The sequence below is a fragment of the Pedobacter sp. genome (assembly GCF_040513095.1).
GTDB lineage: Bacteria > Bacteroidota > Bacteroidia > Sphingobacteriales > Sphingobacteriaceae > Pedobacter.
On sequence record NZ_JBEVDX010000050.1, the window covers coordinates 1 to 15856 of the forward strand.

The window sequence follows — 15856 nt, forward strand, 5'->3', positions numbered from 1 at the left end:
TGGAATGGATCAGGGTAAATGAAACCAGCTGCATTTGCAGGAAAAATCACTAGTTTAGCCGTTAAACTCGCTTAAGACCTCGAATATGTCTCGGAAATCAACCCTCTTATCACGTTTTTTAATACTGAACCTGCTCACAATTTGCTTATCTTATTCTGGATTCTGTTTACAAAAGAAAATTGATGGTGTTGAACAGAAGCTGACACAGAACCTAAGTAACTCGAGAGACACTAACCGAATCAACTTATTGCTTGAAATCGGTAACCACATTCTGGACCATGACATTGTTGCTGCTGCTGAATATAAACGTGCTTTTCCATACGGTACTGAAGCTTTGAAATTGAGTATTAAACAAAAATTTGCTATTGGTGAAGCAAGATCCTATTTAATCCTTTCACAGGTCCTCTTACAACAAAACAATGTTAAAAAAGCCGTGCAATACGCCGAAGCTGCATTCAAGATATTCCAGAAATTGAAATTACTGGATTATCAGGCTGATGCTTACATGCAACTAGCCCACTGTAGCGGACTGACAGCACCAAATATTTTGCAAACAGCAAAGTACTGGAATCTGGCAATCAAAATTCTCAGCCGAACTGCACCAGAATCTAAGCGAATGGCAGATGCGCTATCAAGATCTGCTTTCGTTCATCAGTGGTTGAAAAAAAAACCGCTAGCGTTTAAAGAGAATTATCAGGCTTTAATGATTTACCAGAAGCTTCATAGCCCAAAAATTTATGAGGTGTACGACAACTTATCTTATTTATTTGGTTCAGCAGGTAATTTCAGACTAGCGTTTGATTATGGTTTTAAAGGTTTGCATCTCGCAGAACTAAATAAGGATACCACGGGTATTTTCAATATCTATACAGGTATCTCCCTGCTGTATGAACAAAGTAACCAGCCTTTAAAAAGCATCCAACATCTGATTGAAGCAAAAAGATTGATCAAGAACCAGCACAATACCAATGAGGATTTATTTTTATACGGGAAACTTGTCAATGATTATACTACAATTCATCATTATGGCAAAGCAGAACAACTCCTGAAGGAAGGTTTTGCCATTGATAGCAAAGATGATGAAATGTATAAGATGTTGTTTGTTTATGCGGCTGAATTATATGTTAGCATGCGAAGATACGATGCTGCAGAAAAATACTACCCGCAAATGATGGAAACAATTAAAGGACTACCCGTTCACTACTTTGTTTGTACAAAAACTCACTTTCTTGCTATCCGTTTATTTTTGGAAACCAAGCAATTTGCCAGAGCAAGAAAACACTTGCAAATACTAAATGAGTTAACCATAGCAACGGCAGACCCTCTAGATTTAGCCAAAATACAAATGTATTCTTTCCGTGTAGATTCTGCGCAGGGTAATTTTCAGTCAGCAATTAAGCATTTACAGCACTTCATAAACCTGAACGATTCTATTGCCAAACGCAGCACAACTGATCAAATTGCACAGCTTGAAGTATTATACCATCTGGATAAGAAAAATCAGGATATTGAGCTAAAACAAAAAAACATAACGTTGCTGACCAGGCAGGCCAAACTAAAAGAGAAAGCACTCCAAAGTGAAACCAAAGCCCGTTACTTTTTGATCCTTGGTCTATTAGTTGCAGGTATATCCATAACGCTTCTGGTCAACCGTACACGCTTGCAGCAACTTTCAAACAGGGAACTTTCCCGGCAAAAGGACGAAATCTTTAATAAAAATCAAACCTTGAGCAATCTTGTATCAGAACGCGAATGGTTATTGAAAGAAGTTCATCACCGGGTGAAAAACAACCTGCAAATTGTTATTAGTCTATTGAATTCTCAGCTTGCTTTTATTGACCAGCCCACTATTCGGGAAGTTATCATTAGCAGCCAGCGGAGGATGCATTCCATAGCATTGATACACAAAGAAATATATCAAAACGAGAATCTATCAGGTATAGATATGAACGTATACCTTTCTTCTCTGCTTAATTATATAATTGAAAGCTTTGACCTTGACAATAAGGTGTTGCTCAAGCTGGATATTGAGGCCATGAGAATTGACGTTTCACAGGGCGTGTCACTGGGGCTAATCATTAATGAAGCCGTTACAAATTCTATAAAATATGCCTTTGAAGATACTTCCATGCCCCGATACATCAGTATCAAGCTTCGGACAGCAGGTGAAAAGCAGCTGGAGCTCATTGTTGCAGACAATGGTAAGGGGCTGCCGGACCATATCAACATTCATTCGCACAAATCACTTGGACTGAGCTTAATCAAAGGCCTTACCAAACAATTGAGAGGTGAATTGCGGTTTCAAAATGATCAGGGTTTGAAGATTACTGTTACAATAACAAAATTGAAACCGCTGGCACCTGACCATCCTTATCCATCAAAAGTGTCAACAGTATAGCTTGAACTGCATCCGTTGATATTTATCAATGCCCTTTCTTATTAAATATCAAGAACTCCGGGTTCAAAATTTCAAATCTTTGCTTAAACAAAAAATTGAAATATGAAAACACCTACAAGTTCAGAGAATGAAAAAGTGATCCGCGAATTATACCGCATTGCAGAAATACAGGATAGTAAAGCCTTTGTTGCGCTATTTACTGAGGACGGTTACTTCTGGGATGTTTCTGCCGGCGCCAAATATTACGGAGAGGATATTGGTCAGACTGTTGACATCTATGCGACGGCTTTCCCTGATATGCACCGTGAACTATACGAATTCTATGTCAGTGCTGATGAAGACGTCGTGATCGTAGAGCTATCGCTAAACGGCACGCACAAAGGACCATTAAAGATGCCTGCCGGTACTATTCCTGCCACTGGAAATACGATCCAGGCTCCCTGCTGCGATGTTTTTCATCTCGAAAACGGCAAAGTAAAATCGTTTCATTGTTATACTGCAGGCACTATCCTGCTCGGACAGCTGGGCGTTTTAGGAAATCTTGGCGCTGCATTTAAATAACTGATTATCACATGGAAAATTTAGTAAAAAAAGGAACTTCGGTTGAACATGATAAAACCCTGGCAACAGCGGTAACTGTTAGTGCATATTATCGCGTGCATCCTGATGACAGGCAGATTTTCATAGATGCCGTAGTACCGGAAATGATTGAGGCTAACAAGTTGCCTGGTTGTATATATTATGCCTTTTCACAAGACCTGACTGACCCTAACACCTTCCATCTGCTGGAAGGATGGGCGGACGAGGAGGCTTACGAGAACCATGAACGTGCAGACACCTTCCTAACTGCCTTGAGTACAGTTGTTAAAAATGTCAGGATTCTGGATCGTGAAGGTGTACGCTATGATATTGCAAGAATGCATATTGATGATCCCCGTGACAAGGTTTCTTAATATTGATTGAACTGATAACCTAGCTTTGGTAATTTTGGATAGATATGCAGAAGCATTTTGAGATTTGCTGATGAAATGTTACTTTAAAGTATGAATGAGAAACTGTTGATAGTTGAAGATGAATTCATTGTGGCAAATGACCTGACCAATATGATGGAAAATGCTGGTTATATTGTTTGTGCCACAGCAGATAGCGTCGAATCTGCAAAGCAGGCCATTGATAAATACCAACCTGCATGGGTATTGATCGACATATTCTTACAGGATGATTCTATGGGCACCGAACTTGCCCCCTACCTGCAGGAAAAAGGTATTGGTTTTGTTTATATTTCTGCAAACACCAACCAAAGCGTGCTGGAGATTGCCAAGGCTACGCATCCTTATGGCTTCCTTGTCAAACCATTTCGGGAGAAAGATCTCCTGATTATGCTGGAAATCGCCAGAAGCAAACACGAGAGTAGCCTGCAGTTTGCCGCGCAAAAAGAAATGCTTTTGCAGCAGCAGCTAACGGCGTTAACCAACGAGCGCATCGCGCTTGAAAATAAGCTGAATAAAGTGCCGTCGACTTTTCAGCCCCTGATCCCCTTTGATTATTTTGCCTACCACTTTTCTGCGTCAAATGGAAACATCATTGAATCAGGAGCTTTCTGCCGGATAGGCTTCGATGAATATCAGATAATGCCTTCACTCAGTGAATCTCAGTTAAACCAGGCATTCATCTTTAATGAACAGATAAATCAGATGCGTAAAAGTATTGATTCTACTGTGCTGACTGGCCATGATTTTATTTCATTGCAGCGCCAGGGAACATTTGCAACTGGCATACTTAGGCCATACCAGCTCAATTCTACATTACAGATCATCAGTAAAAAGACTGAAGGCACTTTACAACTGGCATTTTTTAATAAAGATCAGGAGGGGTTTGACCAAAGTCATAAAACACTGCTATGCAGAACAGAGAAGTCACTTTTTAACTTATTCGCGTCACTGGCAGTGGCCGATGCAAATGAGTTGAAAACCTTTCGGAAGGCGATCCGTACCCAACCTGTAAAATCATCGCCGAAGTTCGATGGCATCTTTGGCACCAGCGCCGCGTTATTGCATGTACTGGATAATGTAGAAATGGTTGCTGACACACCTGTAACAGTGTTGATTCTGGGAGAAAGCGGAACGGGCAAGGAGAAGATTGCTCATAATATTCATCTTTTATCTTCGAGAAAAGATGAGGCATTTATTACCGTGAACTGCGCAGCTATGCCGGTAGACCTCATCGAGTCTGAATTGTTCGGACATGAGAAAGGAGCATTCACAGGAGCCATAGAAAAACGCATTGGTAAATTTGAGGCAGCAAACGGCGGCACTATCTTTTTTGATGAAATTGGTGAACTGCCGCTTGAATCACAAGTAAAACTGTTAAGGGTACTACAGGAAAAAAAATTTGAACCAGTTGGGAGCAGTAAAACAATTAAAGTGGACGTACGCATTGTGGCGGCCACCAATCGTAATCTCGAAAAGGAAGTTGGAGAGGGACGTTTTAGACTGGATCTCTTCTACAGGCTGAATGTTTACCCCATTAATCTGCCACCACTAAGGGAACGCAAGGAAGATATTCCCACGCTTGCAAGACATTTCCTAATCAAATCTGCAGCCGAACTGGGCCGCCATCAGGTTCCTGAATTGTCTGCATCGGCTTTAAAACAATTGACAGATTATCAATGGCCTGGAAATATAAGGGAGTTAGGGCACCTGATGCAACGTATGCTTATAAAAAATAGAACTGACGTACTCGAGCAGATTGAAATGCCTCAAGCTTCTTACGCACAACCGGGTAGCAAAGCTGGTATGAAGGATGACCGCAAAACAATGGACCAGATTGAAGCAGAGCACATTCTTGCCGTACTTAGAAGCTGTAATGGAAAATTAACCGGTGCAGGTGGTGCAGCGGAGATACTTGATCTGCCGCCAAGTACGCTGACATCAAGGATGAAAAAACTGGGAATAAAAAAGGAATTATTTCACGATCGCTACTAAGGTCATATGAAAAATATAAATTCATATAAAAAGATATCAATAAAAGCCAGCAGCTGCGACGCTAACCTATATAAAACCTTGTTTGGAATGGATAAAGCGCTTAAAAATCTGATAGTGGAACCCGGTCTGTCTGCGTACCTGATGAGCGATGGTACAACAGTAGAAATCTATGGTGCGGGTGCTGCATTACCGGGTTATTTATTCGCAGATTCCAATGTAATGATTAGTTATCAGGTGGAGAATTTGGAGGATATGGTGGAGGCACTAAGCCATCAGGGAGGCAGTCTTCTGGGAGCAATCGAAACTGTTTGCCCGTCATATAAATACTGTCACATACTAAGTAAAGACCATACGGTTATAGGACTTTACGAGCAAGGATAAGATAAAACCTTTATTTTTTGGCAGTCTGATTTCTTATACGGCTCAGGGTTTCGGGCGTAATTCCAAGATAAGATGCTATCATCCCCTGTGGTACCCGCATGGGCAGGTGCGGAAATTTTTGCAGGAAGTTGAGGTATTTGTCTTCTGCAGACAGACTGATAAATGTATGAATTCGATTTTGGGAACTTATAAAACTTCTTTGAAGTATTCCATTGATCATGTCGTTGAATGCAGGTATCTCTGCACAAAGTGTATCAAATTTATTTTTGCTGATCAGGATAAGTTCAGAATCTTCTAATGCGTCAATATTGAATCTGGAAGGTTCCGCGGATGCGAGGCTTTCCCTGTCGCCCGTCCACCAGTTCTCAACAGCAAAATTAATGATGTGTTCCGCACCTTTATCATCAACGGTATAGGTGCGGACACAACCTTTGGTTACAAATGCGTTATATTTCCAAACGTCACCTTCCTGTAGAAGATATTGTCGTTTACGAAGCTTTTTGAGCTGCGAAACCTGGATGATCTTTTCGATTTCATCTTCCGAGACCTTACTTTTTTCGAGGATATATTTTTTGAATACTTCGATCACTTAAATGTATTGATTAGATATACCCAAATATACATAATCTCTTATTTATACAATCTTACAAATTCATCCATAGGTTTTCTCACTTTAGGCAATTTGGCATTCCAGTCGTTCTCTTCGTCACGGTACCCTAGAGCCATAAGCATAGAACTTCGCAGGCCTTTGGACCTTAGGTTAAGAAACTCATCAAGCTCAGGTGCATCGAAACCTTCCATAGGAGTGGCATCTATTTTTAACAGTGCAGCAGCAGCTACAGCAATACCAAGTGCGATATGAGCCTGTTTGGCAGCGTGGTGAAAGTTTTCTTCTGAGCTGAATTTTGAAAAATAATTTAATGCGAACTGGCGCTGACGTCAGATGTAGTAGTTGATGCTTCTCGTTTTTCATTAAGGTATCTAAAAACCCCATTGATACGTTCAGGAGTATAATCCTCCCAGGGAGTTCTTTCAAATCCATCATATGAAAGACGCAGAGGGCAGAAATCTATCAGGAGATCTGAAGATAAATTCTTTGCTGCAGATGAACCAGCTCATCTATCTCTCGTCTGTACGTGTTATGAATGGCAACCTTGGCTTTACGGTGCTTATTCCCCTTGTTCAAATCAATGCGTCAAACTTCTCCGAACCTTCACCGACAGTAAACCCTGGGGTGTTGGGCGATATCATTCCAGCTTTTATCATGCTTTTACTTTAATGCTTAGTGATCAGCTGAGCGTAAGTTCAAGAAATCAATTTAACTATAATGGTCAAATTATTGGACAGAAAGCTAAGGCGGGCGCTTATTATAACGGAAACTATTCCATTGATTATTCTCTAATAAAAAGTTTCAGAATAGAAGCTGCCGGATATGTTTTACAGCAGCTGCGTCAGGATAGTTTTGATGGAAAGAAGAGTTACTATCAAAAGAGTTATGGTATTGATAATACAAAGGAGCGTGTATTTGCATATGGCCCTGAGGCTTGCGATACCATTATAAATGAACATTAATAACCAATAAAATTAAACAGATACAAAAAGCGCATTGACATTTATCAATGTGCTTTTTTATTCTATATCAATGTCGGGGCATTGCTATTACCTCACCTTTGATATATCAAATCATTAACAAATAAAACTATGTCACAAGTAATATTTATCACAGGAACAAGCACAGGCTTTGGAAAATTAACAACTACAACTCTTGCAAAAGCAGGTCATACAGTAATTGCAGGGATGCGCGACATTACGGGCAAAAATGCCCAGGTTGCAAATGAACTTTCAGCACTGCCTAACGTCGATGTTGTAGAGATCGACATCACTAATGATGCATCAGTCTCCAATGCATTTGCGAACATGATCGCAAAATACGGCAAGATCGATGTATTGGTCAATAATGCTGCCGTAGCAGGATTTGGTTTGCTGGAGGCTTACACACTTGATCGTATCCGCCAGATGTTTGAGGTTAATTTTTATGGCGTAATTCGTACCTACCAGGCTGTGTTACCAGCTATGCGTGCCGCAGGAAAAGGACTGATTATCAACATCACATCAGGCGCAAGCGGACATACCATGCCATTCATGATCCCCTACCTGGCTTCAAAATTTGGTGTTGAAACCATCACAGAAGGCCTGCAGGATGAGTTAGCAGAGTTTGGCATCGAGAATGTCAGCATACAACCCGGGGTATATCCAACCGAGATGAACACAGGACAGAAAGCAGGGGTGAATTCAGATAAAACCGCGATTACCGAAGCGTATGGTGATGCAGCCACTGAAAAATTTAATGCTATCGGCACTGCCCTCTTTGGTAAAATGGAACAGTTTAACATGGATCCTCAGGTGATTGCCAATGGAATAATGGAACTGATAGAAATGCCTGCCGGTACCCGTCCCCTCCGCAAACCTCTTGACGCTATTGCACAAGGAACCGATATAGAGTTTATCGAAGCAAGAGCTGCAACAAAAGCGAAATGGTTAAGCAAATACTCAGCATAATTAAAAAAAAATGAAAACACAGCATAACACAAATACAGCTGCTAAATGGAAAGCTGCATTTCTAACAATGACTATTATGACATCACTCTCATTAACAAGCGCCAAAGCACAGGCACCAGGCATCGTGGGTATCGACCATGTGGGTATAAACGTTCCTGACATGGATCAAGCGATAAAATTTTTCCATGATATGTTCGGATTCACACCAGTAACCAAGTTAGGCCCATTCCCTATGGACAAAGACTGGAAAACCAAATTTCACATTCATGAGAATGCCGACCAGGTGGAGCTGGTGATGATGCGCGCAGGAGACGGATCAAATATCGAATTATTTGCTTACAAGCCAAATGTGGGCAGTCAGGAACAACCTTTCAGGGATGATATCAGTGCAACCCACTTCTCACTGTATACAAGTGACCTGGCAGGAACGAAAAGCTTCCTGGAGTCTCAGGGAGTAAAGTTTCTATCGGATGTACTTTCCGGTGCAGGTGATACTGAAGGAGAAAAATGGGTTTATTTTGAAACACCATGGGGCGCAACCATTGAGTTGAATTCCTACCCTTCGGGTAAAGGATATGAAAAGAATCATCCGAAAATCAAGTTGTGGTCGCCAAAAGATCAGGCAACTTCTGTCTCACTGACCACAGAAACCCTTGGCAGCGACCAATTGGATGATCTTGCAAAAAATCATTTCAAAATCTGGAACGATCATGACAAGGCGGCCCGGCTAAATGGTATGTCTGCTGTTTACACTGAGGATGTAGCATTTTTTGACGACAAAGAAGCATCAGTAGGTTATGAAGGAATGAACAACTTTATAGAGCATCTGCTCAGTGCCAACAAAGAATTCAAATTCACCCTTGCAAAAATCAGTGCCAATCACAATGTTGTTCGTTTGTACTGGAACTTCGGACCTGCATCAAAACCATCTTTGATCTCAGGAATGGATTTAATCATCGTTGAAAATGGAAAAGTACGGTCACTTAGTGCATTTCTTGACCATTTACCAACTGCAAAAAGCAAATAACAGCTTCCCGAAACGTACCTCTGAATCCTGATTGATGTGCGTTTTGTTTTCGTTGGTGTATTGCCCCGGTATATTTTACCGGGGCTTACGCTTTTATGCCCCTATTTAGATTGACATTTTCTGATCCTGCTCAGTGTCTCTGGTTTTACACCCAGATAACATGCCAGCATATTCTGCGAGAACCGCTGCGAATATTGAGGTGAGTTTGTTAACAGGTCGTAGTATCTTTCTTCAGCCGTCATGCTTAATGCCGCATTGATCCTCTTTTGACTGTAGATCATTTGCTGTAATTGATATTGATTAAACATGATTGCAAATGCAGGAATCTCTTCGATAAGACCTGTCAACTGGTCAAGATTCATGACCACCATTTCTGTATTCTCGGTAGCTTCAATATTATACTTTGAACAATTACTACCGTTAAAGCTGGAAAAATCAGCAATCCAGGAATGCTCAAGACCGAAAGCAACAATTGATTCTTGTCCGCGCTCATTGACCGAAAACATACGTGTGGAGCCTTTGGTAATGAACCCAATATATTTACATATATCGCCTTCCTGCAGAAAATACTGGCGCTTCCTCAGTTTTCTGAGTTTAACCGACCCGACAATCAGCGATTTTTGAGCTTCGCTGAGTGTCAGGCCAGACATTGCAGTAATATATGTAAATAGGTCCCAATGATATGGGCAGGATAATTTTAAAAGGATAGATTCTATAGCTTTATTGAAATCTGTACTGCCAGGGTAATTCGGCTCCGTTTGTGAAGCTTTGTTAGGAATAAGAATCTTTGTATACATGAGGATTTAGTTTGATCAACTTCTTACTCCAAAACAGATACCCCATTTTAACATATTGATTTACAGAGCTATATTTAGGGGCTACTGAAAAAAAACCGATATATCGCAAATTAACGAACAGGATAAGTAGCCTGGCAAGTGTGAATGACCCGGGCGAATTTAATTAGCGCCTAAAAGCAATACTTTTCCGGTTTGATTATCTGTAAGGACAAGATGTTTATAATCTTCTTCATGCTGCCCTGCACCTGCATTTTTCACAAGCCCAGTAGATTGCCCCATGTATTTTCCTTTCGCATCTGTATCAAAACTATTGATCTCATAATCCCTGGTATAAGGTGCATCAGTTGATTTGCTGAGAAACAACGTGTAGCCCCTGGCAGGTTCCAATCCCCCAAATATCTGTTCTACCAAATCTGCGAGTCCAATCGGTCTTACTGCAATTTTTCCTGTAGCTTTGATTTCCTCCTGCACAGCTTTCATCTGAATAATCTGCGTTGCTGCAGCATCATTAAGTGGTTTAAGGTTAATATGATTTCTGGCGTCAGTAACAGCATTGTCTGCATAAACGAGGGCCTGGGGGCTCTGTCCTATTTTTACAGCCGGCAATACTTTCATTGTCAGCAGATCAATTCCCTGAACCTGATCGCCATATTCAAGTCCAACGTACATCAGTTTCCCATCTGCTGATGGCCATAACCCGTGTGGCAAATTTCCTACGTTAATGGTATCTGTCTGTTTGAAATCTGAAGCAACATCAAATACTCTGACTTTGTTCTCTCCACCAACAGTCACTAACATCTTCAGCTTACCCTTAATCTTACTAAAAGTGACATGGTTTGTAATTGCTCCAGTCGTTAAAACCTTATGGACACTGAGTGATTTAGTATCTATAAGAGTGACTTTACCTACGTCCTTATGTGTCATAGCCACCCAGTTACCATCCGGACTGGTGAATATATTGGGAGAAAAAGGGCTAACAACAGGAATTCTTTTGATGATCTCGTAAGTTGAAGTATTAACGATGTCCAACTCAGGACTAAAACTGGAACATACGTAAGCAATTTTCCCGTCCGGTGAGAAAGAGATCATTCCTGGTCCATCTGCAACTTGAACCTTCCTGATCTCTTTCATGGAGGCTACATCAATCACACTAACATAGGCTTCTCCGCGGACCGAAGTCCAGATTTGTTTACTATCCGGCGTAAACGTAGGCTCATGCGGGGAACGCCCGACGTAGATAGTTTTGATTACTTTATTGCTCTCTGTTGAAACCAGCGTAACTGAGTTTGACCCTATGGAAACCACTGCCAGCATTTTCTTTGCCGGGGAATACCGTAATCCGTGAACAAGCGACTGACCCCGGTAAAGCGGGCTTAAAACATTTGGATAAGGTTTACCCAGGCTGATTTCTCCAAGGAAGACATTGGTTGCAGGATCTACAACCGACACTGTATTGGAAACCTGATTGGCGGTATAAACGCGGTCATGTGCATACGGCGTCTGGGCTCTGGCGCTTATGGTGCCACCAATCAATACAACTGCAAGAAGATTGTTCTGAAATTTCATTTGTTATTTATTTATGTAGTTAGACATTTGTTCTATTTCTATTTGTTCGTTAGATATCAGTTGTTTTGCAAATGCTGATACCTGATCATTTTCCGGATATTTCAAAATCACCCGTGCCATATCCACCGCAGCCTGATGATGTGGGAGCATGACGCGCGCGAATGAAATATCAGTGTCCTGTAGTAGCTTCTCTGCCGGCATATTTTTCATCATGGTCTGCATAGTTATATCCATCTCTTTCCCGTACATTGATGGCCGTTGTTCCGTATGATCTATTTGCAGCAATAGCAATTTCATTTGTACCAGTTCGCTTTGCTGCTCAGCTTTGATACTTTTAGCAAGCTGGATCATATCAAAATTTTTTCCATTCCTGATCTCATAATCAGCCATTGCTATTGCGCCTTCATGGTGAGGCATCATTTGGCTGATGAAGGTTTTGGACGCTGATTGTCCATCGGGAACTTCATCCATCTTCATCATCATGGTATTCATGATATCTACAAATACGTTATTGTTGCTGGTCATTCCTGCCATCCCGTGCATATGCATATCCTGAGCATATACACTTGTTGTTAAACCTGCAGCGAATGAGACCATCATTAATACAGTCCTGAGATTGGTATGCAAATACTTCATATAGTTGTTTTTTATGTAAATTAAAGTCATTTCAGACCCGTAAAAAATAGAAAGCGGGCTTAAACGGGCGTATTTTACCGGCAAGCCGGCAATATTGATACCCAATCAATAGAACACTGACGTTCAGTAGTTTGAGAATAGTAGAAGTGGATAATATGCGGGATATCAATAATTACCGAAATCCGGAAAAGTAAAAAAACTACTTTTTGGTCAGCTTCTTATATTTCAGCGGAGAGGAACCCGCCATTTTACGAAAGGACCGGATGAAATATGCCTGATCTGAGTACCCCAGCTGATGGGCGATTTCTTTGACACCGGCATCAGTATGATTTAACAGGCGCTTGGCTTCGATAAATAATTCCTGGCCTATCCAGTAGCTGACCGTTGAGCCGGTAACTTTCTTAATAACTTCATTAAGATAACCAGTTGAAACGTTCAGCATGGATGCATACATTGAAGGACTTTTTATGGTTTGAACATGTGCTGTCAGTAATTCTTTAAACTGACGCGTGAGTTCAGCAGATCTGTTATCGGTATGCGGTACCTTTTCAACCTTGTCATAGATACTGGCTGACATCGCTAAAAAAGATTGCAGAAGGCTGTGGATAATCTGCAGATAATATTTAGCTCCCTGGCGGTTAACAAATTCCTCATGTAAAAGATCCAAAAGGACAGCAAACTGTTTCAATTCATCATCGCTTAATTTACATGGCAGCTGGAGATCAGGCCCGCGCTCAAATGCTTCCCGTAGTCCAGGCAGAATCAGGGAAGGATCTATTGCAAGAAACCATCCCTCAGCCTTATCCACTTGAATCCTGTAATGAACCTGTGAAGGCAATATGTAATATAAGGATCCGCCACCGATCACAACATCCTGGGAATCAATTTTAAGGCTTCCTGAACCGCTCTTTAGTAGAAAAAAGATGTAATGGTCATCCCGGTGAGCGAAGCCTGGTAAATTGTCATAACTATCGTCACGACTGAAGATTTTGATCTGCAGGCCTGCATTTGTCTTATTCTTAAGCTGATCAATGGGGATGCTATTCATTGAATGAAAAACTCTATCCCTGTAAATTTAACAATTTATCGGCATTGCCATGAGCAATTTGCCGTATTTGTTGAGCTGAAAGGTCAATGCCTTTTAAAAATTCTATACCCATTTCATTAGTACTAAAAGGATAATCAATAGAAAACATAATGTTATCAATTCCAAAAGTGTCCAGGGCAATTCTTAAGGGTGGCTGGGTAAAGAAACCGCTGGTGGTTATATGAACCTGCTGATGGAAGGTTTCTGTGAGGCTGCGTTGATTGGCACCTCCGTTACCCGGTTTGAAGGCTCTCTCCGACCTTGCCATCATCATAGGCAGCATCTCTCCCATGTGGCCAATGATAAGCTTTAGTTTAGGAAATTTATCAAAAGTTCCGGAGTACAGCAAGCGTAAAACATGCAGGGCCGTTTCGGAGTGCCATCCCCAACCGTAACATGCCAGTGCCTCTGCCATTCCCGAATGCGTGGGAAGACCATCATAATAAATATCTGCTATTCCTTTGGGGGGAAGACCTGGATGCAGGTAAACCGGCACATCAAGTTTCTCCGCGCGTGCAAATATGGGTGCAAACTCTGGCTGATCTAGAAATTTATCCTGCGTTAATCCGCGAATCATCGCGCCGCGAAAGTTGTATTCTGTCACCACCCTCTCCAACTCATCAGCGGCTGTGTGAGGAGCTGTCATGGGCAATTGCGCAAAAGCTTTGAACCTGTGCTCGAATCCTGAAATCTTTTGCGCAATCAAATCATTATACTGCATGGCGAAAGCCGGAGCATCTGCAGGGCTCAAGAGGTTGGCGCCCGAACTGTCTACAGAAAGAACCTGTATCGTAATACCATTGTCGTCCATCGATTGTAAGCGCTCTCCGGTTATATCCGCCAGTTTGGGTATCAGCTGCTGCATTCTTGCTGACTGACCAAAACCGCTAAGCGTTTCTTTGGAAATTTTCCCTGTCATTTCAGGGAATGAGATGTGTTCTTCTAATGTGACTATTCGCATATTAAGTTATTCAGTCTTAAATAAAACATTCATTCTTATCAGTTGGCAACATAACCGCTATCTAAGAATTATATTATGCAAAGTAACACGCTTAAATGTTTCAGGGCAAGGTGTTATTGGTGGTAATAGCAGGACTATTCGGGGATTGCTTTAACATTTCTAAATTAGCCACCAAGAATGTCAATTAACGACATATCGTGATTTTTAAATATTCAAAGCCATACACAAAACACTATCAATTAACAATTTAGCGTGCTGGCACTTTTTTAGTTTATTGATAAACACTTTGGAAATAACTAATTCACTTCAGAATTTAAAAACACGAACACCATGTCAGCTACTAAAAAATTACTTATTCCGGTCGACTTTTCATCAACATCCAATCACACAATTGATTATGCAATTGCGCTAAGCAGAGAACTGGAAGTTAGTGAAATCATACTGTTGAAAAATTTCCATTATACATCTTTTGAAATTTTGCTTCCATCCCCTCAATTTATACTACCCTCCAGGCAGGATCTTGCAGATAGAAAACAGGAAAACCTGACCAGGTTACTGGAACTAAAGACTTTTTATGAAAGGATAGCAGGCGACAGCATTAAAATAAACACAGTGTTTAAAGAGATGCCTATAGAGACATTTGTAAACAGTGTAATTGATGACGAACAGCCAGATCTCATGCTCATAGGGACTACAATAGTCGACGAGCCTACAGACAGCTATACGTTTTTAAATATCACTGAACTTGTCCGTACAAGTCGCATTTCTGTGCTGCTTATACCCGACGGTACCCAGTATTCTGCTATAAAAACAGCGCTGATTCCCTGCAATCTTAAAGCTCTTACTGATATCGGAATACTACGTCATTTAAACAATATAATCCCACGCAGCCTTTCCAACCTGACATTATTATACTTTGACAATAGTGATGATATTCTCGAAGATGCAAGAAGGGAGAAATCGCTTGAAATTGTAGGCAGACAAACTTTACCCGATTACAAGTTCAATGTTTATCGCAGTAAAAAACAGGATGTGATCGGCACAGTGGGCCGTTATACCCGCGACCTTGATGTTCAACTTATCATCGCATTGCCGCATGCCCACAACTTCTTATACAACCTTACCCATAAGAACCTGATCAGGGCTATTTCCTTAGATGCGACAGTACCGGTGCTGGTGTTAAAAGCTTTTTAATTCTTTAAATCCTGCGGACAACTTCAAAAGCTAAAGAGGTAAAACTAATTTGCCGGGGCTGCTTCTGGAAAGCACGGTCAAACACTTCAGGATAGATGCTTCTTCGTACACCCGGTAGACTTTCATGTTGACGATAAAACTGGGCATTGCTGCCTGTTGAGGACTGTAAATCATTTAGAAAGAATAATTCAAACTGTATAACTTGTTTTGTTGAGAAATTTATTATTTTTAGATAAAGCTTTTATCTCTAAAGGATTGTGAGTGGA

The 15856-nt window shown here is 41.1% G+C and carries 16 protein-coding genes and 1 pseudogene; 10 read left to right on the plus strand and 7 right to left on the minus strand.

Translation table 11 applies throughout. The annotated features are described in order from the left end of the window. Positions 1-247: 247 nt before the first annotated feature. The 5 genes from ABWY16_RS07215 to ABWY16_RS07235 all read left to right on the plus strand — a co-directional run bounded on the left by ABWY16_RS07215 (position 248) and on the right by ABWY16_RS07235 (position 5763). Complete coding sequence (locus ABWY16_RS07215; protein ID WP_353903971.1) at positions 248-2398, plus strand: tetratricopeptide repeat-containing sensor histidine kinase; 2151 nt, start codon at positions 248-250, stop codon at positions 2396-2398. A 102-nt stretch (positions 2399-2500) separates the two neighbouring features. Continuing rightward, the gene (locus ABWY16_RS07220) at positions 2501-2959 is read left to right on the plus strand and encodes a nuclear transport factor 2 family protein (RefSeq protein WP_353903972.1); all 459 of its coding nucleotides are present in this window, start codon (positions 2501-2503) and stop codon (positions 2957-2959) included. An 11-nt stretch (positions 2960-2970) separates the two neighbouring features. Beyond that, positions 2971-3351, plus strand: coding sequence for a putative quinol monooxygenase (locus tag ABWY16_RS07225; protein WP_353903973.1), 381 nt, complete (start codon positions 2971-2973; stop codon positions 3349-3351). Positions 3352-3441: 90 nt separating this feature from the next. Beyond that, entirely contained in the window at positions 3442-5382 is a 1941-nt protein-coding gene (locus tag ABWY16_RS07230) for a sigma-54 dependent transcriptional regulator (RefSeq protein ID WP_353903974.1), read from the plus strand. Between the two features lie 87 nt (positions 5383-5469). Next, positions 5470-5763: a VOC family protein gene (locus ABWY16_RS07235; protein ID WP_353903975.1), complete on the plus strand. Its 294-nt coding sequence runs from the start codon at positions 5470-5472 to the stop codon at positions 5761-5763. Positions 5764-5773: 10 nt separating this feature from the next. Here the strand turns inward: ABWY16_RS07235 and ABWY16_RS07240 are convergent, their stop codons facing one another. Together ABWY16_RS07240 and ABWY16_RS07245 are read right to left on the minus strand one after the other, a co-directional pair. Further along, positions 5774-6352 carry a Crp/Fnr family transcriptional regulator gene (locus ABWY16_RS07240; protein ID WP_353903976.1) on the minus strand — a complete coding sequence of 193 codons (579 nt, stop codon included), beginning with the start codon at positions 6350-6352 and terminating at the stop codon, positions 5774-5776. Positions 6353-6393: 41 nt separating this feature from the next. Then, positions 6394-6669 (minus strand): annotated as a pseudogene (locus ABWY16_RS07245) (nitroreductase family protein); the annotation flags it as partial. 139 nt (positions 6670-6808) lie between these two features. On the opposite strand from ABWY16_RS07245, the gene ABWY16_RS07250 reads away from it, so the two are divergent. From ABWY16_RS07250 to ABWY16_RS07265, 4 genes are all read left to right on the plus strand, one after another. After that, the gene (locus ABWY16_RS07250; RefSeq protein WP_353903977.1) at positions 6809-7042 is read left to right on the plus strand and encodes a transporter family protein; all 234 of its coding nucleotides are present in this window, start codon (positions 6809-6811) and stop codon (positions 7040-7042) included. After that, entirely contained in the window at positions 7042-7335 is a 294-nt protein-coding gene (locus ABWY16_RS07255; RefSeq protein WP_353903978.1) for a transporter, read from the plus strand. Before ABWY16_RS07250 ends, ABWY16_RS07255 begins: the two co-directional genes overlap by 1 nt. A gap of 129 nt (positions 7336-7464) precedes the next feature. Further along, on the plus strand, positions 7465-8322 hold the full coding sequence (locus ABWY16_RS07260; RefSeq protein WP_353903979.1) for an SDR family oxidoreductase: 858 nt from the start codon (positions 7465-7467) through the stop codon (positions 8320-8322). Positions 8323-8398: 76 nt separating this feature from the next. Then, positions 8399-9349, plus strand: coding sequence for a VOC family protein (locus ABWY16_RS07265; protein WP_353903980.1), 951 nt, complete (start codon positions 8399-8401; stop codon positions 9347-9349). Between the two features lie 101 nt (positions 9350-9450). Here ABWY16_RS07265 and ABWY16_RS07270 read toward each other — a convergent pair whose 3' ends face one another. From ABWY16_RS07270 to ABWY16_RS07290, 5 genes are all read right to left on the minus strand, one after another. After that, on the minus strand, positions 9451-10146 hold the full coding sequence (locus ABWY16_RS07270) for a Crp/Fnr family transcriptional regulator (protein WP_353903981.1): 696 nt from the start codon (positions 10144-10146) through the stop codon (positions 9451-9453). Between the two features lie 159 nt (positions 10147-10305). Further along, positions 10306-11712: a YncE family protein gene (locus tag ABWY16_RS07275; RefSeq protein ID WP_353903982.1), complete on the minus strand. Its 1407-nt coding sequence runs from the start codon at positions 11710-11712 to the stop codon at positions 10306-10308. A 3-nt stretch (positions 11713-11715) separates the two neighbouring features. Beyond that, positions 11716-12348 (minus strand): DUF305 domain-containing protein, encoded by a 633-nt coding sequence (locus ABWY16_RS07280; protein WP_353903983.1) that lies wholly within the window; start codon positions 12346-12348, stop codon positions 11716-11718. A 199-nt stretch (positions 12349-12547) separates the two neighbouring features. Then, entirely contained in the window at positions 12548-13396 is an 849-nt protein-coding gene (locus tag ABWY16_RS07285) for an AraC family transcriptional regulator (RefSeq protein WP_353903984.1), read from the minus strand. Between the two features lie 13 nt (positions 13397-13409). After that, positions 13410-14396 (minus strand): amidohydrolase family protein, encoded by a 987-nt coding sequence (locus tag ABWY16_RS07290; protein ID WP_353903985.1) that lies wholly within the window; start codon positions 14394-14396, stop codon positions 13410-13412. 330 nt (positions 14397-14726) lie between these two features. On the opposite strand from ABWY16_RS07290, the gene ABWY16_RS07295 reads away from it, so the two are divergent. After that, entirely contained in the window at positions 14727-15590 is an 864-nt protein-coding gene (locus ABWY16_RS07295) for a universal stress protein (protein ID WP_353903986.1), read from the plus strand. Positions 15591-15856 lie beyond the last annotated feature (266 nt).